Source organism: Streptomyces sp. CLCI03, from assembly GCF_053615355.1.
In genome coordinates, this window is the sequence record NZ_CM132132.1 from 6,882,054 (window position 1) to 6,905,790 (window position 23,737).

Annotated in this window: 21 protein-coding genes; 18 read left to right on the plus strand and 3 right to left on the minus strand. The window is 71.1% G+C overall.

What is annotated here, in order from left to right; genetic code table 11:
* Window positions 1-69: 69 nt before the first annotated feature.
* From ACWG52_RS31845 to ACWG52_RS31855, 3 genes are all read left to right on the plus strand, one after another.
* Window positions 70-795 (plus strand): ScbR family autoregulator-binding transcription factor, encoded by a 726-nt coding sequence (locus ACWG52_RS31845; protein ID WP_389807355.1) that lies wholly within the window; start codon window positions 70-72, stop codon window positions 793-795.
* Window positions 792-1,775 (plus strand): NAD-dependent epimerase/dehydratase family protein, encoded by a 984-nt coding sequence (locus ACWG52_RS31850; protein ID WP_389807353.1) that lies wholly within the window; start codon window positions 792-794, stop codon window positions 1,773-1,775. Before ACWG52_RS31845 ends, ACWG52_RS31850 begins: the two co-directional genes overlap by 4 nt.
* 105 nt (window positions 1,776-1,880) lie before the next feature.
* Window positions 1,881-3,248, plus strand: a complete 1,368-nt coding sequence (locus ACWG52_RS31855) for a phosphomannomutase/phosphoglucomutase (protein ID WP_389807351.1) — start codon at window positions 1,881-1,883, stop codon at window positions 3,246-3,248.
* 189 nt (window positions 3,249-3,437) lie between these two features.
* Here ACWG52_RS31855 and ACWG52_RS31860 read toward each other — a convergent pair whose 3' ends face one another.
* On the minus strand, window positions 3,438-4,652 hold the full coding sequence (locus ACWG52_RS31860; RefSeq protein ID WP_390135655.1) for an IS701 family transposase: 1,215 nt from the start codon (window positions 4,650-4,652) through the stop codon (window positions 3,438-3,440).
* Between the two features lie 269 nt (window positions 4,653-4,921).
* Between ACWG52_RS31860 and ACWG52_RS31865 the strand changes: the two genes are divergently transcribed.
* The 11 genes from ACWG52_RS31865 to ACWG52_RS31915 all read left to right on the plus strand — a co-directional run bounded on the left by ACWG52_RS31865 (window position 4,922) and on the right by ACWG52_RS31915 (window position 18,039).
* On the plus strand, window positions 4,922-5,566 hold the full coding sequence (locus ACWG52_RS31865; protein ID WP_390169105.1) for a TetR family transcriptional regulator: 645 nt from the start codon (window positions 4,922-4,924) through the stop codon (window positions 5,564-5,566).
* A 57-nt stretch (window positions 5,567-5,623) separates the two neighbouring features.
* A complete protein-coding gene (galU, locus tag ACWG52_RS31870; RefSeq protein WP_389807346.1) occupies window positions 5,624-6,529 on the plus strand; it encodes a UTP--glucose-1-phosphate uridylyltransferase GalU in 906 nt (301 codons plus the stop codon).
* Between the two features lie 200 nt (window positions 6,530-6,729).
* Window positions 6,730-7,701, plus strand: coding sequence for a ParB/RepB/Spo0J family partition protein (locus ACWG52_RS31875; protein WP_389807345.1), 972 nt, complete (start codon window positions 6,730-6,732; stop codon window positions 7,699-7,701).
* 70 nt (window positions 7,702-7,771) lie between these two features.
* A complete protein-coding gene (locus tag ACWG52_RS31880) occupies window positions 7,772-9,217 on the plus strand; it encodes an MFS transporter (protein ID WP_453126628.1) in 1,446 nt (481 codons plus the stop codon).
* Window positions 9,218-9,336: 119 nt separating this feature from the next.
* Window positions 9,337-10,122, plus strand: a complete 786-nt coding sequence (locus ACWG52_RS31885) for an SDR family NAD(P)-dependent oxidoreductase (protein WP_389807341.1) — start codon at window positions 9,337-9,339, stop codon at window positions 10,120-10,122.
* An 8-nt stretch (window positions 10,123-10,130) separates the two neighbouring features.
* Window positions 10,131-11,408 carry an MFS transporter gene (locus tag ACWG52_RS31890; protein ID WP_389807339.1) on the plus strand — a complete coding sequence of 426 codons (1,278 nt, stop codon included), beginning with the start codon at window positions 10,131-10,133 and terminating at the stop codon, window positions 11,406-11,408.
* A 6-nt stretch (window positions 11,409-11,414) separates the two neighbouring features.
* Window positions 11,415-13,103 (plus strand): FAD-dependent oxidoreductase, encoded by a 1,689-nt coding sequence (locus ACWG52_RS31895; RefSeq protein ID WP_390169099.1) that lies wholly within the window; start codon window positions 11,415-11,417, stop codon window positions 13,101-13,103.
* Window positions 13,104-13,410: 307 nt separating this feature from the next.
* Window positions 13,411-14,607: a non-hydrolyzing UDP-N-acetylglucosamine 2-epimerase gene (gene wecB, locus ACWG52_RS31900; protein WP_389807336.1), complete on the plus strand. Its 1,197-nt coding sequence runs from the start codon at window positions 13,411-13,413 to the stop codon at window positions 14,605-14,607.
* A gap of 22 nt (window positions 14,608-14,629) precedes the next feature.
* Entirely contained in the window at window positions 14,630-15,412 is a 783-nt protein-coding gene (locus tag ACWG52_RS31905) for a hypothetical protein (RefSeq protein WP_389807335.1), read from the plus strand.
* Window positions 15,409-16,662, plus strand: a complete 1,254-nt coding sequence (locus ACWG52_RS31910) for an FG-GAP repeat domain-containing protein (RefSeq protein ID WP_389807333.1) — start codon at window positions 15,409-15,411, stop codon at window positions 16,660-16,662. The genes ACWG52_RS31905 and ACWG52_RS31910 overlap by 4 nt, the downstream gene beginning before the upstream one ends.
* Window positions 16,663-16,785: 123 nt before the next feature.
* Window positions 16,786-18,039 carry an acyltransferase family protein gene (locus ACWG52_RS31915; RefSeq protein WP_453126631.1) on the plus strand — a complete coding sequence of 418 codons (1,254 nt, stop codon included), beginning with the start codon at window positions 16,786-16,788 and terminating at the stop codon, window positions 18,037-18,039.
* A 44-nt stretch (window positions 18,040-18,083) separates the two neighbouring features.
* Here the strand turns inward: ACWG52_RS31915 and ACWG52_RS31920 are convergent, their stop codons facing one another.
* A complete protein-coding gene (locus ACWG52_RS31920; protein ID WP_389807329.1) occupies window positions 18,084-19,001 on the minus strand; it encodes a helix-turn-helix transcriptional regulator in 918 nt (305 codons plus the stop codon).
* 168 nt (window positions 19,002-19,169) lie between these two features.
* Here ACWG52_RS31920 and ACWG52_RS31925 point away from each other — a divergent pair, with 168 nt between their 5' ends.
* The 4 genes from ACWG52_RS31925 (at window position 19,170) to ACWG52_RS31940 (ending at window position 23,145) form a co-directional block, all read left to right on the plus strand.
* Window positions 19,170-20,582, plus strand: coding sequence for an MFS transporter (locus ACWG52_RS31925; RefSeq protein ID WP_453126633.1), 1,413 nt, complete (start codon window positions 19,170-19,172; stop codon window positions 20,580-20,582).
* Window positions 20,583-20,694: 112 nt separating this feature from the next.
* Window positions 20,695-21,594 (plus strand): alpha/beta hydrolase, encoded by a 900-nt coding sequence (locus ACWG52_RS31930; RefSeq protein WP_389807325.1) that lies wholly within the window; start codon window positions 20,695-20,697, stop codon window positions 21,592-21,594.
* Complete coding sequence (locus ACWG52_RS31935) at window positions 21,591-22,112, plus strand: hypothetical protein (RefSeq protein WP_389807324.1); 522 nt, start codon at window positions 21,591-21,593, stop codon at window positions 22,110-22,112. The genes ACWG52_RS31930 and ACWG52_RS31935 overlap by 4 nt, the downstream gene beginning before the upstream one ends.
* A gap of 13 nt (window positions 22,113-22,125) precedes the next feature.
* Window positions 22,126-23,145 (plus strand): LLM class flavin-dependent oxidoreductase, encoded by a 1,020-nt coding sequence (locus ACWG52_RS31940; protein WP_389807323.1) that lies wholly within the window; start codon window positions 22,126-22,128, stop codon window positions 23,143-23,145.
* On the opposite strand, the gene ACWG52_RS31945 is transcribed toward ACWG52_RS31940, so the two are convergent.
* Window positions 23,109-23,651 carry a GNAT family N-acetyltransferase gene (locus tag ACWG52_RS31945; protein ID WP_390135668.1) on the minus strand — a complete coding sequence of 181 codons (543 nt, stop codon included), beginning with the start codon at window positions 23,649-23,651 and terminating at the stop codon, window positions 23,109-23,111. The two genes, ACWG52_RS31940 and ACWG52_RS31945, sit on opposite strands and share 37 nt — an antisense overlap.
* Between the last annotated feature and the right edge of the window lie 86 nt (window positions 23,652-23,737).

A 23,737-nucleotide genomic window follows, 5' to 3' on the forward strand; every position in this document is an offset into this window, starting at 1 on the left:
GGTGCTTGTTCGGCGCAGGTCCTAAAATAAAGGATGTTCGTTTTTTTTGTCGAGATTAGTTAGGTGCCCATGTCAGAACGAAAGCAGCAACGCGCCCCTCAACTCAGGGCAGTTCAGACCAAAGCCGCCATCCTGCGGGCCGCGGCGGAGGTCTTCGACGAGTTCGGCTTCAGCGGAGCCAGCATCAGCAAGATCATGAAGCGGGCGGACGTCACGCAGGGCGGGATGTACTTCCACTTCAGCTCGAAGGAGGAGCTCGCCTACGCCGTCATGGTCGGCCAGGGCGACGGCCTGGAGTTCCCCGCCGGGGAGGACGGCCTGCAGCACCTGGTGGACATCACGCTCTACCTCGCCGAGCAGCTCCGCCACAATCCGGTGCTCCGCGCAGGCGTCCGACTGGCCGTGGAACAGGGCGAGTTCGGCCTCCGCGACGACGTGGCCTACCAGGCCTGGGTACTGGAGTTCCGCCAGCAGCTGCGCTTCGCCCGGGCCAAGGGCGAGCTCCAGCCGGACGTCGACGACCACGAACTGGCCTGGGTGCTGGTCAGCTCCTTCACCGGGGCGCAGCTCTTCTCCCAGGCGTCCACCGGCCGGGTCGACCTGCCGCAGCGGATCGCCTCCCTGTGGCGCTACCTGTTGCCCGCGGTGGCCGCCGACGACATCCGCGACGGACTGCGCCTGACGCTGCCGCCGAGCGAGCCCACGCCCGAGCCGGCGGCGGACCCGAAGCCGGAGCCGCAGCAGGCCCCGGCGCCGAAGCGCAGGTCCAGGTCGGCATCGGAGAAGGGGGCTTGAGCACCCGTCACGTCGTCGTCACCGGCGCGACGGGCTTCGTGGGCTCGGCGGTGCTGCGTCGACTGGCCGAACAGGGCCCCGGAGACCGGGGGAGCCGGGGGAGTCAGGGAGCCATGGTGCGTGCGGTGTCCCGTACGCAGCCTCCGGCGGGATTACCCGGGGCGCACTGGAAGGGCGCGGACCTGGCCGACGGACCGTCCCTGCGCGGGGTGTGCGACGGTGCGGACGTGCTGCTGTCCCTGGCCTCCTACGTCGGACCGGACGCGGAGCGGTGCACCGCCGTCAACTCCGCCGGAACCGCTGCCCTGATGGCCGAGGCCCGGCGGGCCGGAGTCGGGCGGATCATCCACCTGTCCACCTGCGCGGTGTACGGACCCGGACCCCATCGGGGGCAGGACGTCGGCGAGTTGACGCCCGCCCCGGTATCCGCGGCCAGCGCCGGCCGGCTGGCGGGGGAAGAGGCGGTGCTCGACGCGGGGGGACTGGTCCTGCGCGCGGGGCTCGTGCTGGGAAAGGGCGACCGGTGGGCCGTACCGGCTCTCGTCGACGCCTTCCGGCGCGTACCGGCGGGGTGGGACGGAGGGGCGGGACGTGCCTCCTTCGTCGACGTCGACGACCTGGCCCGGCTCATCGTGGCGCTCGCCTTCGCCGATGGCGCCGAGAGCGACGCCCCGGGCGTCCTGCACGCACACCACCCGGAACCGGTGCGCAACCGCGACCTCATGGACGCCCTCGCCGCTCACCGGGTGCTGCCGGCGCGGCCCGAGGCCGACTGGTCGTGGCGCAGATGCCTCGACGCCCTGGCCGCGACCCCCGGATGGGTGAGCGAGCGTCAGTTCACCCTGCTGGCCGGTGACCACTGGTACCGCGCCGACGCGGCATGGGAACGCGCCGGCATCGCACCGGGGCCCGGCCCGCTGAGCCGGCTCGGCTCGGCGGCGCGGTGGTACCGGGAGAGAGGCGGGGTGGCCCCGGGCTGACGCCGATCTGCCAAAGCCTCGGCGGGATGGGGCGTGGACGGGCTGTGTCGAGCCGGGCGGCGGGTAGCGTCCGAAGCACAGCCGGTCCCCCCTGAAGGAGTGGAAATGCCCGACCTTTCGAACATCGTCAAGGCGTACGACGTGCGTGGTGTCGTGCCGGACGAGTGGGACGAGTCCCTGGCCGAGCTGTTCGGTGCCGCGTTCGTGGAGGTCGTGGGCGCCGCGGCGATCGTGATCGGTCATGACATGCGTCCGTCGTCGCCGGGTCTGTCGGCGGCGTTCGCGCGGGGTGCGGCGGCGCGGGGTGTGGATGTGACGTTGATCGGGTTGTGTTCGACGGATCAGCTGTACTACGCGTCGGGTTCGTCGGGTCTGCCGGGTGCGATGTTCACGGCGTCGCACAATCCGGCGCGGTACAACGGCATCAAGTTGTGTCGTGCGGGTGCGGCTCCGGTGGGTCAGGACACGGGACTGTCGCAGATCCGTGAGCTGGTGGAGAAGTGGTCGGACGAGGGTGTGCCGGCGATCGCCGGAGGCACGGTTCCGGGCACGGTCACGGAGCAGGACTCCCTTCCCGGTTATGCCGCGCACCTGAAGGGTCTGGTGGACCTGGCGTCGATCCGTCCGTTGAAGGTCGTCGTGGACGCGGGCAACGGGATGGGTGGTCACACCGTCCCGACCGTCTTCGACGGCCTGCCGCTCGATGTCGTTCCGATGTACTTCGAGCTGGACGGGACGTTCCCGAACCACGAGGCGAACCCGCTGGACCCGAAGAACATCGTGGATCTGCAGGCCCGTGTGGTGGCGGAGGCCGCGGATCTGGGGATCGCGTTCGACGGCGACGCGGACCGCTGTTTCATCGTGGACGAACGCGGCGTCGGTGTGTCCCCGTCGGCGATCACCGCCCTCGTCGCGGCGCGTGAGCTGGCCCGTAACGGTGGTTCGGGCACGGTGATCCACAATCTGATCACCTCGTGGTCGGTGCCGGAGGTCGTCCGGGAGAACGGCGGCACCCCGGTCCGCACCCGTGTCGGTCATTCCTTCATCAAGGAGGAGATGGCGAGGACGGGTGCGATCTTCGGTGGCGAGCACTCGGCGCACTACTACTTCAAGGACTTCTGGAACGCGGACACGGGCATGCTGGCGGCGCTGCACGTGCTGGCGGCGCTGGGAAGTCAGGACGGTCCGTTGTCGGCGCTGGTGGCCTCCTACGACCGGTATGCGGGCTCGGGGGAGATCAACTCGACGGTCGGTGACCAGGCGGCCCGTCTGGCGGCGGTGAAGGCCGCGTACGGCGACACCGAGGGTGTCACCCTGGACGAGCTCGACGGTCTCACGGTGACGGGCGAGGACTGGTGGTTCAACGTCCGTGCCTCCAACACCGAGCCGCTGCTGCGTCTGAACGTGGAGGCGCGGGACGAGGCCACCCTGGCGAAGGTCCGCGACGAGGCCCTGGCCCTCATCCGCGCCTGACCCCACGCGGTCCCACACCCGGGCGTCGGGCTCCGCCGATTCCAGCCCCGCCGTCGTTCGAGGCGCAGGTCCGGTCCGCACCCGGGAGCCGGGCTCCGCCGATTCCAGCCTCGCCGGCGTTCGAGGCGCGGGTCCGGGCGGAGCCCGGTGCCCGGCGCGGCCGGGATCCCCGAAGCCGCGCCGCGCCGCTCAGGCGGACCGCTGCCCGAGCTCCCCCCGCTCCCCCTCCCGCCCCCGCACCGCATACGCGTAGGCGTACGCCGCCGACATCAGCGTCATGTGGTGGTGCCAGCCCGGGAAGGACCGCCCCTCGAAGTCGAGGAGCCCGAACTCGTCGGCCAGCGAGCCGAGCACCGCCGTGGACCGGGCCGACCGCCGCACCAGGTGCAGCAGGTCGTCCATCCGGTGGCGGTTCATGTTGGTGAGCCAGACGGGTCCGCCGCCCTGCCGGCCCGGCCGCCGCTCACCGAACAGCCGATAGATCTGCTGCGCCCCCCGCCCGGCCGCGTCCCCTTCCGGCAGCCGGACCAGCGCCGAGTGGATGAGCTGCCGCTGCGGCCGCGCGTCGGGGCCGGCGAGCGGCGCGGAGTACGGGTGGCTGGTGTTGCCCAGGCGGGCGAAGTCGCCCGCGGTGGTCCCGCCGCGCCCCGGCCTGCGCGCGGGGTCGCCCCCGTGGGTCAGGGCGGCGGCCCGTACCGCGAGGGTCGGGGGTACGGAGACCAGGAAGTCGTGCCCGCGGCGGCCGAGTACGCCGATCAGCGCGGCGGCGCCGGCGAGGCGGCTGAGATCGGCGACCACGGGCGGACGCGCCGACGAGGTACGGGCGGCGATCGATTCGACGAGTTCCAGGACGAGAGCCTCCGGGCTCTGGTGGACGGCCTCGGGGGAGATGCGCGCCCGGCGGCGCAGGACGGGATCCGCCACCCAGGCCTCGGGGAGCGCCAGCCGCCAGTCCACGGGCACGCTCATGCCGTCGTCCAGGGACAGGAAGAGGCAGAAGCCCAGCTGGCAGTTGACGATGCGTCCGGCGACGGGGTCGAAGCGGCGGTGCACGCCGACCGAGTGCTCGCCACGTTTGGGGAAGCACACCTGCCCGATCGTCCAGGCCCGTACGGGATGTCGTTCCTCCACCCAGCGGAGCAGTTCGGTGCGGGCCGGGGTCCAGTCCCACGGGCTCGCGTTGATGAACTGCTGCAGGGACTGGGAGGCCGTGGGCGACTCGGTGACGGATGCCGCGAGCCGCCGTACGGACTTCTTTCCCGGGGTGGTGAGCAGTCCTTGCAGGTAGACCCGGGCCCAGCGGCGCTGGTCGGCTCTCGGTAAGTGACCGAAGAGGCGTTCCGTGAAGTCGGCCAGGGCGGTGTCACCGGCAGTCAGGGCTCGGGTCCTCGTCCGTGCCGTCATCTGTTCCCCCTCCACTGCGGACGTCGGCGTGCGCCGTCGGTAGTAGTTACAGAATACAGAACGTTCGTTTTTTTTCTAGCGAACCCATGGCGCTCCGCCCCCGACTTCGGCACGTTGGAGGTGGAGGCCCGCGGTGTCCGTGCCGGGGTCGCGCCGGGCCGCTCCCCGGGAGGCGGGGCACGGGCGCTTCTTCGTCAAGTCCGCGTTGTCGACGGTCGGCGTCCGGGTGACGCTGGAGGTCGCCAGCTCCGTACGGGGCGCGATGGCGAGTGAGGAACGACCTGGATGGCAGTGATAGCGCAGTGGTGAAGCAAGAGCGCGGCGTACGCACCCGTAATCATCTGATCTCGGTGGCCGCCGCTGAATTCGACCGCAATGGGTACGACGGGACGTCGCTTTCCCGGTTGAGCCGTTCCGCCGGGATTTCGATCGGAGCCCTCACCTTTCACTTCGCGGCGAAAGGGGAGTTGGCTTCCGCCGTCGAGGATTCGGGGCGGGCCGCCACCCGCAGAGTGGTCGAGGGGGTGACGGCCCGCGGCGGCCCGGCGCTGGACACCGTTTCCGCGCTCGTCCTCGCCCTCGGCCGCCTGATCGAGACGGACGCGGCCGTGCGCGCCGCGGCACGGCTGACCCAGGAGCGGGTGGGCGCCGGACCCGATTGGTGCGGCTGCTGGCTCCCTGACGTCAAGGAGCTGCTGAAGCAGGCCGCGGAGCAGGGTCAGCTGGATCCCGAGGTCGACCCGTGCCCGGTCGCCCTGCTGACGGCGCATCTGGTGGGCGGTGTCGTCACCCGGGTGCGCCGGGGTCGGGGAGAGGGCCCCGGCGCGGTGGCCGGCGAGCTCAGGGAGCTGTGGCGACTCATCCGTCGGGGCATCACGGCCCGGACGGATCCGGAATTGGAATTGCCCAAGTAGGAAGAATGGCAGGGCAATTCAAGCCGTCGGAGTGCGCTGCGCCCTAACGTCGGTGACATGAATTCCACACCTCACCGGATAGCCAAAGCAGTGATCCCCGCCGCGGGACTCGGCACGCGATTCCTCCCGCTGACCAAGGCCACCCCGAAGGAAATGCTTCCGGTCGTCGACAAGCCGGCCATCCAGTACGTGGTGGAAGAGGCCGTGGCGGCGGGGATGTCCGACATCCTGATGGTCACCGGCCGCAACAAGCGGGCGGTGGAGGACCACTTCGACCGTAATCACGAGCTGGAGGAAGCCCTCCGGCGCCGGGGTGATCAGGACAAACTCAGGAGCGTCCGCGCCTCCACCGAACTCGCCGACATCCACTACGTACGGCAGCGCGACCCCAAAGGTCTCGGGCACGCCGTCCTGTGCGCCGCGCCCCACGTCGGCCGGGAGCCCTTCGCCGTCCTCCTGGCCGACGACCTGATCGACCCCCGTGACCCCCTGCTCGCCCGGATGGCCGAGGTGCGGGAGCGGCTCGGTGGCAGTGTCGTGGCCCTCATGGAGGTGGACCCGCAGGCGATCCACCTGTACGGATGCGCCGCGGTCGACCGGTCGGCGGGCGGTGACGGCGTACGCATCACCGAGCTGGTGGAGAAGCCGGAACCCGGCACCGCGCCCAGCAACCTGGCCGTCATCGGCCGCTACCTCCTCGACCCCGAGATCTTCGAGGTCCTGCGGAACACCGCCCCGGGGCGGGGCGGCGAGATCCAGCTCACGGACGCGCTGCGCACACTGGTCCGGGCCGGGCGCCCTGTGCACGGCATCGTCTTCTCCGGCCGGCGCTACGACACCGGGGACCGCGCCGAGTACCTGCGCGCGACGGTCCGGCTCGCCTGCGAACGCGCCGACCTGGGCCCCGAATTCCTCGCCTGGCTGCGGGAGTTCGTACGGGCGGAAGAGCTCGTCGGGGTCTGAGCGGTCGTTCGGTGGGCGACCGGGGAACTTCCGCGGTCGCCCACCCCACCTGGCACTCCTTCGTCAACTTGCCCAGATCTCAACGGGGTTCGCCTTCCCGATGGGTTACCGAACGGTAATTACGTAATTTCTTCTCCGAGGCCGCCCCACCGAACGGAGCGGTCCACGAAGCACCGAGTGCAGACAAGGAGGTGAACCTCATGGACCAGCCGAACCCACGGCACGCGACGCGGACCCCCGACGTCGTCACCGAGGTGCCGGTCGGCGCCCTGCTCGCCGCGGATTCCCCCCGCACCGTCCAGGTCGACGAGAGCCACGCACAGGCCCTCGCACAATCCGGCTGGACACTGCCGCCGCTGCTCGTGCACCGCCCCACCATGCGGATCATCGACGGCACGCACCGGTTACGGGCCGCCGTACTGCGCGGGCAGGACACGGTGGGAGTGACGTACTTCGACGGCAGCGCCGAGGACGCGTTCGTGCTCTCGGTCGAGGCCAACATCAGTCACGGGCTCCCGCTCACCCACGCGGAACGGACCGCGGCGGCGCTACGGATCCTGCGGTCCCACCCGGAGTGGTCCGACCGCGGTATCGCGCGGCGGACCGGACTGGCGGGCAAGACCGTCGGGGCGCTACGACGCCGCGAGGTGCCCGGGCCCGCCCCACCGGGACGCGTCGGCCAGGACGGCCGCGTCCGGCCGGCCGATCCGGTCCGCGGCCGGGAGACCGCGGCCCGACTGATGGCCGGCCGGCCCACCGCGTCGCTGCGCCAGATCGCACGGGAGGCGGGCATCGCACCCTCGACCGTGCGGGACGTACGACGCCGGATGGGAGCGGGCGCGGACCCCGTACCGGCCGCCCAGCGGCGCTCCGGCACCACCCCGGCCCCCGCACCGCCCCCGGTACCCGCCCGGGTCCGGGGGCAGCCACTGCCCGCCCTCGTCGGCAGCCTGTGCAAGGACCCCCTGCTCAGGCTGAGCGATGCGGGCAGGCTCCTGCTCCGCATGCTCGACCTCCAGGTGAGCGGACTGCGTCAGTGGGAGCGGATCGTCGCCGCGATACCCCCGTACCGCGTGGAGACGGCGGCCGCCGCGGCCGCCCAGTGCGCACAGGACTGGCAGGAACTGTCCGAAGAACTCCGGCGCCGGGCCTCGGCGCACACCCCTGCTTGAGCCGGCTTCCCCGGCGAGTACCGGCCTTCGAGTCGGAAGGCCTCAGTTGTGATCGAAAGGATGTATGGCGATGTCGGTTGTCGAGGGAGCGCGTGTTGACGCGGGTTCAGGGGAGGGGGAAGGAGCAGCGGGGCCTGTTCGGCTGGACGGGCGTCTCAAGCTGGTTCTCGTGGTGCTGCTGGTGGCGCAGTTCATGCTGGCGGTCGATTTCTCGATTCTGAACGTGGCGTTGCCGGTGATCGGTGACGGGCTCGGTTTCTCGTTGTCGAATCTGCAGTGGATCGCGACGTCGTTCGCGTTGTGCGCGGCGGGTTTCACGCTGTTGTTCGGTCGGGTGGCGGACCTGTTCGGTCGGCGCCGGTTGTTCCTGGTGGGTTTGGCGGTGCTGGGCCTGTCCTCGCTCGTGGGTGGTCTGGCGACCTCGCCGGAGATGCTGATCGCGGCGCGCGTGTTCCAGGGCCTCGCGACGGCGGCGGTGACGCCGGCGGGTCTGTCGCTGTTGACGACGTCGTTCCCGGAGGGGCCGTTGCGTCAGAAGGCGCTGGGTCTCAACGGTGCTCTGATGTCGGCGGGGTTCACGACGGGCGCGATCCTGGGTGGTGTCCTGACGGATCTGCTGTCGTGGCGGTGGGCGTTCTTCATCAACGTCCCGGTGGCGCTCGCGGTGTTGTTCATCGCTCCGACCGTGATCAAGGAGTCGCGTCCGCAGGTGCGTCCGAAGCTGGACGTGCCGGGTGCGACGGCCGTGACGTTGGGTCTGCTGGCGCTGATCTACGGGCTGACGCAGGCCGGTGAGCACGGCTGGGGCGCTCCGTCGGCGCTGGGCTGGCTGGCCGCGGGTGCGGTGCTGCTGGTGGCGTTCTACGCCATCGAATCGAAGAGCTCGGACCCGCTCGTGCCGGTGTCGGTGCTGAAGAAGAAGACGGTGGCGTGGGGCAACATCGCGGGTCTGATCGCGTTCCTGACGGAGACCAGCCTGGTGTTCCTGATGACCCTGTACCTCCAGGAGGTCCTGGACTTCTCGCCGCTGACGGCGGGTCTGTCCTTCGGTGTGCTGGGTGTAGGCACCGTGATCGGTGGTTCGATCGCACCGCGGGTCATCGCGGCGACGAACACCCGCAGCACCCTCATCATCGGTGGTGTGTTGCAGGCCGTCGCGACATTGAGCCTGGTGGCGCTGGGGGAGACGTCGGCGTCGATGTGGCTGCTGCTGGCGGCGACGTTCGCCGGTGGCGTCGGCAACATGCTGGTGATCGTCGGGTTCATGGTGACGGCGACGACAGGTCTGCCGGACCACGAGCAGGGCATGGCGACGGGTCTGGCGACCATGACCCAGCAGATCGGCATCACCATGGGCACCCCGATCATGTCCGCGGTCGCCGCCGCCCACACCGACATCCACGCCGGCATCACGACCGCGGTCATCGTCAACACCGTGATCGTCGTGGTCGGCATCCTCACCACCGTCCTCTTCCTCCGGAACAAGGCCGCGAAGGATCCCGCCGCCACCGGCTGAACTCCCTGACCGGCCCTTCCCCCCCCAGAGGCGCCCCGGCACGGCCTCCTTCCCCCGACCGTGCCGGGGCGCCCCCTCCCCAGGTCTCCTCCCCAGGTCTCCTCTTCTCAAGGAACGTGATGGACCTCCGTATCGAAGACCGCGTGTACCTCGTGACCGGCGCGTCGTCCGGAATCGGCGAGGCAACCGTCCGCCTCCTGGCCGCCGAAGGCGCCACCGTCGTCGGCGTCGCCCGCAAACCCTGGAACACCGAAGGCCTCGGCGACCGGGTCAGCACCGTCGCCGCCGACCTCACCGACCCCGACGCCGCCCGCCACGTGGCCGACACGGTCATCGAACGCCACGGCCGGCTCGACGGCCTCGTCAACAACGTCGGCGCGCTCCGGTCCCGTACCGGCTTCCTCGACGTGACCGACGAGCAGTGGAAGAGCACCTTCGAGGTCAACTTCCACTCCTTGGTCCGCATGACCCGTGCGGCCCTCCCCGCGCTCCTGGACAGCGGAGCGGGCGCCCTCGTGCACATCGCGAGCGAGGCCGCCCGATTCCCCGACCCGGGCATCGTCGACTACGCCGCCACCAAGACGGCACTGCTCTCCCTCTCCAAGTCCCTCGCCGCGGAGTTCGGCCCCCGCGGCGTACGCTCCAACGTGGTTTCTCCCGGGCCCACCCGGACCGCGCTCTTCGACGCCCCCGGCGGCTTCGCCGAGCAGCTCGGCGAGCGGTTCGGCCTCCCGGCCGACGAGGCCGTCGACCACTTCATCCGTGAGGTCCGCCGACTCCCCACCGGCCGCATCGGCACCCCCGACGATGTCGCCGGCGTCGTCGCGTACCTGCTCTCACCCCTCGCGGGGCAGGTCACCGGCGCCGAGTGGAGCGTCGACGGCGGCGCCCTGCGACAGGTCTGACCGGGCCGATGCGCGCTTCCCTCCTCGCCCTCGCCATCGGTGCCTTCGGCATCGGGACGACCGAGTTCGTCATCGTCGGTCTCCTCCCGGAGGTCGCCGACGACCTGTCCGTGTCCATCCCCTCCGCCGGCATGCTGGTCACCGGCTACGCCCTCGGCGTGGTCGTCGGCGCACCGCTGATGACCGCGGCCGGTGCCCGGCTGCCGCGCAAGACCATGCTCGTCGTCCTCATGGCCGTCTTCATCGCCGGCAACCTGCTCTGCGCCCTGGCCGGCGACTACACCGCACTCATGGGCGGGCGGCTGATCGCCGCCCTCACGCACGGCGCGTTCTTCGGGATCGGATCCGTCGTCGCCGCCGACCTGGTGGCACCCGACCGGCGGGCGAGCGCCATCGCCCTGATGTTCACCGGCCTCACCCTGGCCAACGTGCTCGGCGTACCCCTGGGCACCTTCCTGGGCCAGGAGTTCGGCTGGCGTTCGACCTTCTGGGCGGTCACCGGCATCGGGATCGTCGGACTGCTCGGTCTGCTCGCCCTGGTGCCGGCGCAGCCCGCGCCGGAACGCGGAGCGTTGCGCGGCGAACTCGCCGTCTTCCGCAAACCTCAGGTGTGGCTGGCGCTGACGACCACCGTCCTCGGTTTCGGCGGGGTCTTCGCCTCCTTCACCTACCTCGCGCCGATGATGACGGAACTGGCCGGCTTCTCCGACGGCGCGGTCGCCTGGCTCCTCGTCCTCTTCGGTGTCGGACTGTGCGTGGGCAACGTCCTCGGCGGCCGGGCGGCCGACCGGGCCCTGATGCCCAGCCTGTACCTCATCCTCGGCGGGCTCTGCCTGGTCCTGGTGATCTTCACGTTCACCTCGCACGCCGCCCTGCCCGCCGCGATCACCCTGGCCGCCTTCGGCGCGATCGGCTTCGCGACGGTGCCGCCGCTGCAGGCACGCGTGATGCAGCAGGCCGCGGGCGCCCCCGCCCTCGCCTCCGCGGCGAACATCGCGGCCTTCAACCTCGGCAACGCCCTCGGCGCCTGGCTCGGCGGCCTCGCCGTCGCCCACGGCCTCGGGTGGACCTCGCCGACCTGGATCGGTGCCGGCCTGGCCGCCGCCGGTCTGGGCACCGCGGCGCTCTCCGGTCGACTCGACCGCCGCGGCCACAGGAGCCACGGCAACCGGGGGAGCGGCGAGCCGCACCCGCGGCCCGACACCGGGCTCCCCACCGCACCACTCACGAACGCACCAGGTGCCGGGTTCGGCACCCACTCCATCGTCGAACAGAAGTCGAGGTAGACGCACATGAACGGTGTCGATCGCCGGACCATGCTCACCCGTGGCGCGGCCGTCGTCGGAGGCGCGGCGGTGGCCGGCGCCCTGTCCGGGCACGCGGCGGCAGCCGCGCCCAGCCCCTCCGGCGACGCCGCCCGCGCCGCGGCCGCCGGGACCGGATCCGTCGTCAGGCCGGGGGATCCGCGCTACGAAATGCTCACCACCGGCAACAACCAGCGGTTCGTGGCCCGCCCGGAGTACATCAAGATGGTCCGCTCGACCGCGGACGCCGAACGCGCGCTGAGAGACGCGGTCCGGGCGGGCAAGCGGGTCTCGGTGCGCAGCGGCGGTCACTGCTTCGCCGACTTCGCCGCCCACTCCGCCACCCAGGTCATCATCGACTTCTCGGAGATGACGCACGTCGGCTACGACCCGAAGTTCCGCGCGTTCGTCGTCGAGGCGGGCGCCCGCCTGATCAACGTGTACGAGGCCCTGTACAAGGGCTGGGGCGTCACCATCCCCGGCGGCATCTGCTACAGCGTCGGAGCCGGCGGGCACATAGCGGGCGGCGGCTACGGCCTGCTCTCCCGGGCCCACGGCCTGGTCGTCGACCACCTCTACGCCGTCGAAGTGGTGGTGACCGACGGGAAGGGCGGCGTACGCACCGTCGTCGCGACCCGGGAGAAGAACGATCCGCACCGGGAGCTGTGGTGGGCGCACACCGGCGGGGGCGGCGGAAACTTCGGCCTGGTGACCCGCTATTGGTTCCGCTCCCCGGGCGCGAAGGGCTCCGAACCCTCCGAACAGCTGATATCCCCGCCGTCGAAGGTACTGGTCAGCGCCGTCGACTTCCCCTGGGAGCAGTTGACGGAGGCGAAGTTCACCCGGCTGCTGAAGAACTTCGGCGCCTGGCACGCCGCCAACAGCGCCCCCGACTCCCCCTACCGCGACCTCTCCAGCCTGTTCAACGTCAGCTCCAAGGCGCACGGCAGCCTCGGCATGTTCACCCAGGTCGACGCGACCGTGCCGAACGCGAGAAGACTCCTCGACGACTATCTTGCGGCCATCACGGCCGGTACGGGCGTCACCCCCAAGGCACTCACCCGCCCCACCGGCGAACTGCCCGCCATGCCACAGCTCGCGGAGCCCAGGACCCTGCCCTGGCTCCAGGCGACCAGACTGGTCGGCACCAACAACCCGGTCATCACCGATCCGACCTCACGCGGCGCGCACAAGTCCGCCTACATGCGCGCGAACTTCACCGACCATCAGATCTCCGCGCTCTACCGGTACATGAGCCGGCCGGACTTCAAGAACCCGGACACCATGCTGGTGCTCTTCTCCTTCGGCGGGCAGGTCAACGCCATGGCACCCGACGCGACGGCGAACGCGCAGCGCTCGTCCATCTTCAAGATGTGCTTCCAGACCTTCTGGCAGGACGAAGGCGAGGACGGGTACTACCTGGGCTGGCTGCGCGACCTGTACGAGGACTTCTTCTCGGCGACCGGTGGCGTACCGCTGATCGACGAGAGCACCGACGGCTGCTACATCAACTACCCCGACCGCGACGTCACCGACCCGAGCCGCAACAGGTCCGGTGTGCCGTGGCAGACGCTCTACTACAAGGACAACTACCCGCGCCTGCAGCAGGTGAAGAGGAAGTACGACCCCTCCGACTTCTTCCGCCACTCCATGTCGATCAAGCCCGCCCGAGGTTGACGCCGGCATCCCCACACCCCCATGTAATCCCTGGTCAGAAGCCCCGTACTCCGGTCTCCGGAGTGCGGGGCTTCTGACGTTCCCGCTGGGCCGTTCGAGTGGCCGCGGGCGTTCGTTGACTCCCCGGCCGGCTCCGGGAAAGCTGTGTCTTGGCCGGAAGAGGGCAGCTGAAAAGCCCCTCGCAGTGAGATCCGATCCCCTGGCCACCACCTCTCGTCAGGCCCGCGGTACACCGCCGTGCCGTGCCCTCGTACGCCCCGCCACGGCTCGATTTCGATTCCCAACGTGTCAGAAAGATGAGGAAGCCATGCGTTCCGTCGCCGTAGTCCTCGGCACCCGGCCGGAAGCCATCAAGTTCGCGCCCGTCATCCGCGCCCTCCAGGACGACCCGCGCTTCGAGCCCGTCGTGATCTCCACCGGGCAGCACCGCCAGATGCTCGACGAGACCCTGGAGGCCTTCGGCCTCACCGCCGACGTCGACCTGAAGGTGATGGCCCCCAAGCAGACCCTCTCCCAGGTCACCTACCGCTCGCTGCGCGGCCTGGAGGACTACTTCGCCACCGCGCCCGCCGACGCGGTCCTGGTCCACGGTGACACCGCCACCACCCTCACCGGAGCCCTGGCCGGATTCCACCAGCGGATCCCCGTCGTCCACGTCGAGGCCGGACTGCGCAGCGGCCGGCTCGGCTCGCCCTTCCCCGAGGAGGGCAACAGACGGCTCGTCGCGCAGGTCGCCGCCCTCCACCTGGCCCCCACCCCGGGCAACCTGGCGAACCTGCTGCGCGAGGGCATCGCCGCCGACACGATCACCGTCACCGGCAACACCGTCATCGACGCCCTGCGCTGGGCCAGCGGCCGCGCCGGGAGCTACGGCGACCCGGCCCTGGCCGACCTCGACCACGACCCGCGCCGGATCGTCCTGGCCTCCGCGCACCGCCGCGAGGCCTGGCCGCACCTGCCACAGATCGGCCGGGCCCTCGCCCGCATCGCCGACGAGCCCGGCGTCCGCGTCGTCGTCCCGCTGCACCGCAACCCCGTCGTCCGCGAGGCGCTGCTCCCGTACATCGGCGGCCACCCGAGCATCACCGTCGTCGACCCGCTGCCCTACCTCAGCTTCTGCAAGCTCATGGGCCGCGCCGACGTCATCGTCTCGGACAGCAGCGGCAGCCAGGAGGAAGGGCCCGCGCTCGGCAAGCCCACCCTGGTCCTCGGCGACGTCACCGAGCGGTCCGAGGCCATCGTCGCCGGCACCGCCTGCCTGGTCGGCACGGCCACCGAGGGCATCGTCACCCGCACCCTGGCCCTGCTGCGCGACCGCGCCGAGTACGACCGGATGGCCACCGCCGCCAACCCGTACGGCGACGGACGCGCCACAGACCGCACGGTCGCCGCACTCGCCCACTTCTTCGGCCTGGGACCCGCGCCCGAGCCCTTCGTCCCCGACAGCGCCGTCGACGAACTCAGCGTCGAGCTCGCCCGCACGGCCGACTTCGCCCGCACCTGAACCCCCGAGAGGAAGCAGCCGTATGAGCGCCACCCCGTCCGCCGTCGAACGCCCGCTGAACTTCAGCACCCCGTACCTGAGGGCCGCGCTCGTCCGCGACGCCGTGGACTACACCGTCGAAGGCCGCACCATCGTCGTCAACCCCGGCGTGACGCCCGTGACCATCGCGGAGACACCCCGCAAGACCATCCCCCCGCTCTCCTCGACCGTCCTCGCCGACACCCGCATCGAGAAGGCCGACGCGCTCCTCCTCCTGCGCACCGCCCCCGACGGCACCGACATCACCGGCATCACCGAGGAACCCGGCTGGTCCCACCTCGCCGACCTCCTCGGCCCCGGCGAATTCCCCCGCGAGACCGCCCTGTACCGCAGCCCCCAGGACGACATCAACACCGTCCTGTTCGACCCGGCCCACGTACTCGGCGAACGTGAGAGCGCCCTGGACCTGCGCGAGTTCAACGTCCGCGCCAACCTCTGGTTCTCACCCGCCGGCACCGACTGCGCCGTCCACAACAGCCACGACTTCATCGAGGTCCACACCCAGGTCCACGGCCTCGGCCGGATGCAGCGCTTCCGGGACCGGGACCACGCCTCGCTCTACCAGGACGTCCTGATGAGCCCCGGCTACACCACCCCGGACCCGTTCTGCGCCACCGGCCCCCAGTGCACCTACCACTACCCCTGGCACCAGTACCGGGCCGACACCGACTGCATCTGGCTCGCCATCGAGTACCACCCCGTACCCCGCGCACTGCGCACCCTCCACCCCGCGACCGCCCTCACCTCCCTGGAGAGCCACTCATGACCACCACCGGCACCGGAAAGCACACCGAAACCGCCCTGCGCACACCGAAGTTCACCGCCGAGGTCGTGGCCGACCAGCTCCGTGACGGCTACTGGCTGGAAGCGCCCGACATCGACGGCGACGGCAAGCCCGACCTGTTCGGCTACGGGCTGCGCCTCGGCGAGATCTACTGGTACGCCAACGACGGCGACTGGACCCGCCGGCTGATAGCGGACCGCATCAAGATGCCCGTCGGCGCCGACTTCGCCGACGTCAGCGGCAACGGCCACCCCGACGTCATCGTCTGCTACGACCTCTACGGCCCGATCGGCACGATCCACGACGCCAACACCGAAGGCGGCAAGATCGACTGGTTGGAGAACCCGGGCACCCCCGACAAGGACGAGTCGCGCTGGAAGCGCCACTACGTCGGCCGCGCCACCGGCATGCACCGTCTGCGCGCCGGCCACTTCACCCGCACCGACCGGCTGCAGATCATCGGCCTCCCGATCGTCGCCAAGGAGGACGTGCACGCCGTCCTGCCCGTCGTGCTGTTCACCCAGCCCGACGACGTGCACACGGCGGAAGAGTGGCCGATGACCGTCATCGACGACAGCCACTTCCGAATGATCCACGGCGCCGAGAAGAAGCGGGGCCTGGTCCCCGGCTCCGACCTCGAATCCCTGCTGCTGGCCTCCGACGAGGGCGTGACCTGGCTCTGGTTCGACGAAGCCCGCCAGGAATGGGTCCGCGAGCTGATCGGCACGGGCGAGCTCACCCAGTTCGAGCAGACCGGCTTCCGCGGCAGCGGCGACCTCAACGCCGGCCGCCTCGGCGACGACCCGATGGCCTACGTCGCCGCCATCGAGCCCTTCCACGGCAACACCGTGGCCGTCTACACCAAGGCCGAGGGCGGCGAGGGCTGGAACCGCGTCCTGCTCGACGTGTACGGCGACCCCAACGAGAACGGCGAGGGCCCCGGCCACCAGATCGTCTGCGCCGACTTCGACGGCGACGGTGACGAGGAGTTCCTGGTGGCGCTGCGCGGACCGTGGCCCTGGCAGGGCGTCATGTACTACAAGGCGATCGACGCCGCCAACGGCATCTGGGCCAAGTGGCGGGTCTCCGAGGAGTCCGTGGCCCGCATCGCCACGGCCGACTTCAACGGGGACGGCCGCCTCGACTTCGCCACCATCGCCTACTCCGTCCAGAACTACTACGTGGCCAAGGACGCCAAGCTCATGGTCTACCGCAACGAGATCGAGCAGTAGGCCTCCCGCGCCCTTCCCGGCAGTCCCGTACGCCCCTTCGCGCAGCCGGGACCGCGCCCCGCACGACGGAGCCCGGTCCCGGCCGCCGCCCCCGACGAACCCACTCCAGAAAGAGCGATCCCTGTGGCCTCCACGACGTCCCCCGACGCCGCGAAGCGGGCGAAGCTGCCCTCCCTCACCGGCCTGCGGTTCTTCGCCGCACTCTCCGTCTTCTTCTTCCACTCCTCACTGACCGACTCCCCGATACCGCCGAACGCCCCGATCAACCCCTTCGCCGACGCCTCCGTCGCCGACGGGTTCTCGACCGCCTTCAACAAGGCCGGCTACCTCGGCGTCTCGTTCTTCTTCGTCCTCTCCGGCTTCGTCCTCGCGTGGGCCTCACGGCCCGGCGAGCGCGTCACGGCCTTCCTCCGCCGAAGACTCCTGAAGATCTTCCCGAACCACATCGTCGTCTTCGCCGCCGCGATGATCCTCTTCGCGGGCGCCGCCGTCACCAGCGTGGCCGACTGGCTGCCGAACCTGCTCCTCATCCACACCTGGTTCCCGCAGGCGAGCATCAACCTCAGCGTGAACCCGCCGAGCTGGTCCCTCGGCAGCGAGCTGCTCTTCTACGTGCTCTTCCCGCTGCTCATCGTCCCGATCCGCACGATCCGGGGCGCGGCGCTGTGGGTGTGGAGCGCCCTGATGGTCGTCGGCATGGTCGCCGTCCAGCTCGTCTCGACCTACGTCGTCCCCGACACCCCGAAGTCGGCCATCACGCCCGTCTCCGACCTGCAGTTCTGGTTCGGCTACCTGCTGCCGCTGGGCCGCGTCTTCGAGTTCGCCCTCGGCATCCTGCTCGCCCGCGTCGTCCTGGCCGGACTCTGGCCGCGGCGCGTCGGCTTCGGCGCCGCCCTGGCCCTGACCGTCCTCGGCTACGCCGCCGCGCTCGTCGCCCCGTTCCAGTACGGCTTCGTCGTCGCCACGATCGTTCCCGTCGCCGCGCTCATCGGCGCCACCGCCCAGGCCGACGTGGACGACCGGGCCACCTTCCTGCGCAGCCGCCCCATGGTGTGGCTCGGCGAGGTGTCCTTCGGGTTCTACCTCGTCCAGGGCGTCACGATCTTCTACTTCCGCTCCCTGCTGGGCGAGAACACCTACAGCGTCCCGGTCGCCCTGCTGGTGATCGCGGGCTTCTTCGCGGCGTCCCTGCTGGGCGGCTGGCTCCTGTTCCGCTTCGTGGAGATGCCCGTCATGCGCCGCTTCGGCCGCGCCAAGCCCCGTACCCGGCCCGCCCCGGACCCGGCCGTGGCCCCGTACGAGGGCCAAGGGCAAGGCCAGGACCAGGACCCGGCTCCGGTCCCCGCGGCGGCGGGTGGCGGCCACCGCACCGCCTGACCGCCTGACCGCCCGCCCCGCTCCCGTACCTCGTACGCCTCCCGCTACGCCTCCCCGCCCGCGTCCGCATCCGCCGACGCGGGCTTCGGGCTGTCGTGCCGCGCTCCCGTGGACGCCGCGGTCAGGCTCGACAGCATGCGCAGCCCCGCGTCCGAGGGGGAGGACTCCGGGGCGCTGTAGAGCAGCATCCGGTGGTTGGTGCCGTCGGTGAGGTTCAGGTTCTCGAAATCGAGGGTCAGCGGGCCCACCACCGGGTGGTGCAGGTTCTTGGTACCGACCGTGCAGTCCCGTACGGGGTGCTTCGACCAGAGCGAGGCGAAGTCGGGGCTCTGCAGCATGAGCGACCCGATGAGCTCGGCGAGCGCGCGGTCCTCCGGATTGCGGCCGGCGACCAGGCGCAGGGCCGCAAGGGCGACCCGTGCCTCGCTCTTCCAGTCCGTGTGGAGATCCCGGGTGTGCGGGTCCAGGAACAGCATCCGCGTGAGGTTCGGGCGGACGGCCGGGTCGTCGGGGCTCGCGATGTCCACGTGTCCCGCGAGCAGGGCGTGCCCCAGCGGATTCCAGGCGAGCACGTTGTTGCGGCCGTCCAGGACCACCGCCGGGACGTGCGGCATCGAGGTGATCAGACGCCGCGTGGTGTCACGGGCGTACTCGGGACGCGGCGACGGGGCCCGCTTGGCACGCGGCGGCCGCGCGAGGTTCAGCAGATGCGCGTGCTCGTCCGGGGTCAGGCGCAGGGCGCGGGCCAAGGCGTCGAGGACGCTGTCCGAGGCGTTCGTGCTCTGCCCCTGCTCCAGGTGCGTGTAGTAGGTGATGCTCACGCCGGCCAGCAGGGCGAGCTCCTCGCGCCGCAGCCCGGGCACGCGCCGGCGGGTGCCGTGGGAGGGGAGCCCGACGTCCTCGGGCTGGAGCTGGGCGCGACGAGTGCGGAGGAATTCGCCCAGAGCAGTCGGTGTGTCCATGCGTTCCAGTGTGCCGGGGGACGGCGCCGAAGGGGGCCCGGGAAGGTGGCCCTGGGAGTGCTAGCTTGCGCGGCGCCAGCAAGACCAGGGGGCTGGGTAACCCCCTCCGACCGGTCCAGAGTCGATGACGCAACAGCTCGTTGCGTGATCGAGAGGATGTGGTTCGCGATGTCGGTCGTCGAGGGTACGAGGGTCGTCGATACGGGAACGGAGGGGCCTGTTCGGCTGGACGGGCGTCTCAAGCTGGTTCTTGTGGTGCTGCTGGTGGCGCAGTTCATGCTGGCGGTCGATTTCTCGATTCTGAACGTGGCGTTGCCGGTGATCGGTGACGGGCTCGGTTTCTCGTTGTCGAATCTGCAGTGGATCGCGACGTCGTTCGCGTTGTGCGCGGCGGGTTTCACGCTGTTGTTCGGTCGGGTGGCGGACCTGTTCGGTCGGCGCCGGTTGTTCCTGGTGGGTTTGGCGGTGCTGGGCCTGTCCTCGCTCGTGGGTGGTCTGGCGACCTCGCCGGAGATGCTGATCGCGGCGCGCGTGTTCCAGGGCCTCGCGACGGCGGCGGTGACGCCGGCGGGTCTGTCGCTGTTGACGACGTCGTTCCCGGAGGGGCCGTTGCGTCAGAAGGCGCTGGGTCTCAACGGTGCTCTGATGTCGGCGGGGTTCACGACGGGCGCGATCCTGGGTGGTGTCCTGACGGATCTGCTGTCGTGGCGGTGGGCGTTCTTCATCAACGTCCCGGTGGCGCTCGCGGTGTTGTTCATCGCTCCGACCGTGATCAAGGAGTCGCGTCCGCAGGTGCGTCCGAAGCTGGACGTGCCGGGTGCGACGGCCGTGACGTTGGGTCTGCTGGCGCTGATCTACGGGCTGACGCAGGCCGGTGAGCACGGCTGGGGCGCTCCGTCGGCGCTGGGCTGGCTGGCCGCGGGTGCGGTGCTGCTGGTGGCGTTCTACGCCATCGAGTCGAAGAGCTCGGACCCGCTCGTGCCGGTGTCGGTGCTGAAGAAGAAGACGGTGGCGTGGGGCAACGTCGCGGGTCTGATCGCGTTCCTGACGGAGACCAGCCTGGTGTTCCTGATGACCCTGTACCTCCAGGAGGTCCTGGACTTCTCGCCGCTGACGGCGGGTCTGTCCTTCGGTGTGCTGGGTGTAGGCACCGTGATCGGTGGTTCGATCGCACCGCGGGTCATCGCGGCGACGAACACCCGCAGCACCCTCATCATCGGTGGTGTGTTGCAGGCCGTCGCGACATTGAGCCTGGTGGCGCTGGGGGAGACGTCGGCGTCGATGTGGCTGCTGCTGGCGGCGACGTTCGCCGGTGGCGTCGGCAACATGCTGGTGATCGTCGGGTTCATGGTGACGGCGACGACAGGTCTGCCGGACCACGAGCAGGGCATGGCGACGGGTCTGGCGACCATGACCCAGCAGATCGGCATCACCATGGGCACCCCGATCATGTCCGCGGTCGCCGCCGCCCACACCGACATCCACGCCGGCATCACGACCGCGGTCATCGTCAACACCGTGATCGTCGTGGTCGGCATCCTCACCACCGTCCTGTTCCTGCGCACCGAGCGGTCCAGCTGACGAAGTGCGCGCCTCCACTAAGGCAACTCCGCCTTGTGACAGCCCTGTCCCGGCCGCGAACGTTGGCCCCGGGCCCGGCGCGAGCGCCGGCTACCGATGGAAAGGAACCCCGATGGCCACACCCACCGTCGTCAGCTGGGAGCAGGTGTCCGTGCCCACCCCGTCCGGGCCCCTGTCCGCCCGGGTGTACCGGCCCGGTAGGCCGTCACCGCAGGGCTGGCTGGTGTGGGCCCACGGAGGCAGCTGGCGTGCCGGATCCGCCCGGGACTGGCACGGCGCCACCGCCGAACTCGCCCACCACTCCGGCTTCGCGGTGGTGAGCGTGGACTACCGGCTGGCCCCCGAGGTACGCCACCCGGCCATGGTCGAGGACGTCCTGTCAGCCCTGACCTGGGCCGGGGAACAGCGGGACCGGCCCGCCGGGGACCCGTCCGCCCCGCCCGTCCTGGCCGTCGGCGGGGACAGCGCCGGCGGCACCCTCGCCGCCTCCGCCGCCCTCGTCTGCCGCGACCGCGGGATTCCGCTGGCCGCGCAGGTCCTGGCGTACCCGCCGCTGGACCCGGGGTGCGCGGCGGCCTCGTACCACCGCTTCCCCGACCTGTTCCCCACGGCCTCCTACCTGAGGGCGGCCTGGCAGGACTACCGGGCTCCGGGGCTGCCCGTGGCCGCGGACGGCACGCGGCTCCACAGCACCCCCTTCGAGGCCGCCGACCTGCGCGGACTCGCCCCGGCCGTGATGGCCACCGGCGACCTCGACCCCGTCGGCGACGACGTGCACCGCTACGGGCGCCTGCTGCGGGCGGCGGGGGTCGAGGTCGCCGTACGGGAGTTCCGGCAGACGGGCCACGGAGCGTTCCTGCAGCCCGCCCCCGGACCGGGCCCGGGTCCCGGCCCCGGCCCGGCTCCCGGCGGGCATCCGGCGGCGTCGATGCGCGGCTGGCTCGGGCTGGCCCTGCACCGGCTCACCTCACCGAACGACCCCGACAACCTCCCCTCCCTGGAGCTGACATGACCACCTCCGACGTCCCCAACCTCGACGCCCTGCTCCGCCACTTCGCCGATCTGCGCGACGGCATCCACGGCGGCGCCGTCTCCCGCCCCGACAAGGAGCAGCACTTCCGCACCGCCGCCCGCCTGCTGGACCCGTACGCCCGCCAGGCGCTCGCCGAGCTCAACGACCAACTCCTCCTCGGGCAGGGGGTGATCGACGCCAGCGGTGTCCAACGAGCGGACGACCGCAGCCTCTTCCACGCCTGGACCCTGTGGTGGGACGAGCAGTCGGCGGCCGACATCCCGCCCGTGACGCTGTACGCGCACTACGGAGCCTCTTTCCACCACCCGCACCTGCGCGGTGCGACGGTCTCCGAATGGCCGCTGAACGTCTTCGACGACGCGCAGGCCGCCGCCGAACTGCCCACCCTGCGCGCGATCGCCGCCGCGGACCTCCACAACCTGGTCTTCGAACGGGACTTCAGGATCGTGCCCGCGACCATGGCGGGCGCCACCGGTCTCCCCGCCCACCAGCACTGAAAGGCGGCCCGTCATGACGAAGCTGCGACTGTCCGTACTCGACCAGACCCCGGTCGGCGAGGACCACACCCCGGACCAGGCGTTACGCGCCTCCGTGGACCTCGCCCGCGCCGCCGAGGCACTCGGCTACACCCGCTACTGGGTCGCCGAACACCACGACTCGCCGGGCTTCGCGAGCAGCGCGCCGGAGATCCTCGCGGGCACCCTGCTCGCCCACACCTCGCGCATGCGGATCGGGACCGGCGGCGTGCTGCTGCCCCGCTACGACCCGGCGAAGGTGGCCGAGGTGTTCGGCGTACTGGCCTCCCTCCACCCGGGCCGCGTCGACCTCGGCATCGGCCGCGCCGGCGGACCCGCCCGCGACTTCCCGCACCGGCTGGCCCGACTGGGCGCCCTGCTGGGCGAGGGCGGAGTCGTCCCGCACGCACCGGTCCCGCCGCAGATGTGGCTCCTGGGCGCGGGACGCGAGTCGGCGCGGCTGGCCGGGATGCTGGGCACGGAGTTCGCGTTCGGGCACTTCTTCTCCCCGACGGGCGGCCAGGAGGCCCTCGACGACTACCGCGACCGGTTCCGTACCTCCACCGGCGGTCGACCGGGCGGCGCGCTCGCGGTACGCGTGGTGACGGCGGACAGCGCCTCCCGCGCCGAGGAACTGGCCCAGAGCCTGCTGCTGTGGCGCGCCCGCAAGGATCTCGGCGAGGACGGGCCGCTGCCGTCGTACGAGACCACCCGCCGCCACCGCTGGACGGGCGCGGAACTGGAACGGGCGAAGGTGCACCGCACGGCCCTCGTGTCCGGGGCGCCGGAGCAGGTGTCCGCGGTACTGACGGCCCTCGCCGCGAGCCACGGCGTGGACGAGCTGATCATCAACACCCTGACCTGCGACCCGGCGGACCGTCGGCGCTCGTACGAGCTGCTGGCCGAGGCCTTCGCCCTCCAGGCCCCCGACCCGCACCCCGCGGCCCCGATGGACGCCTCCGGCCTCGCTCTCCAGGGTCAGGAGCGGTCGAGGCCCCAGGTCTGGAGCGCGTAGGGGCGGCCCTTCTCCTCGCCCGTGATCAACGGCACGTCCAGGAGGCGGAAGCCGGCCCGGGTGGCCACGCCGACGCTGGAGGCGTTCTCGGCCTCCAGCTCCAGGATCACCCGCTCCACCCCCAGCTCCTCGAAGGCGTACGCGGCCATCACCCGCACCGCGCGGGCGGCCAGACCCCGGCCCCGGTGCGCCGGCCCGAGTGCGTAGCCGAGCTCGGTGCCCTCGGGCGCGCGCTTGAGCATCACCTCGCCGAGCGGGGCGCCGCCGTCGACGGTGATCGCCAGCAGCAGGGCCGTACCCTCCTGGCGCAGCTGCCGGGCCCGCTCCAGCCGATTGCGGGCGGCCGCGTCGTCGAAGGGGGAGACGATCGGCGTCCAGTAGGCGATGTCGGGGTGGTCGAAGAGCTCGGGCATCGACGCCAGGTCCGCCGCCGTCCAGTCACGCAGGACCAGGCCCTCGCCCGTCAGCTCCATACGGTCGGGATACGACGGCGTCGTGCTGCTCATGCGGGAGGACCTCCGTGATCGGTGCGGGACCAGCCAAGATATCCGGCGGGCGGTCGACGGTTCACCGGGATATCACCGGGACGTCC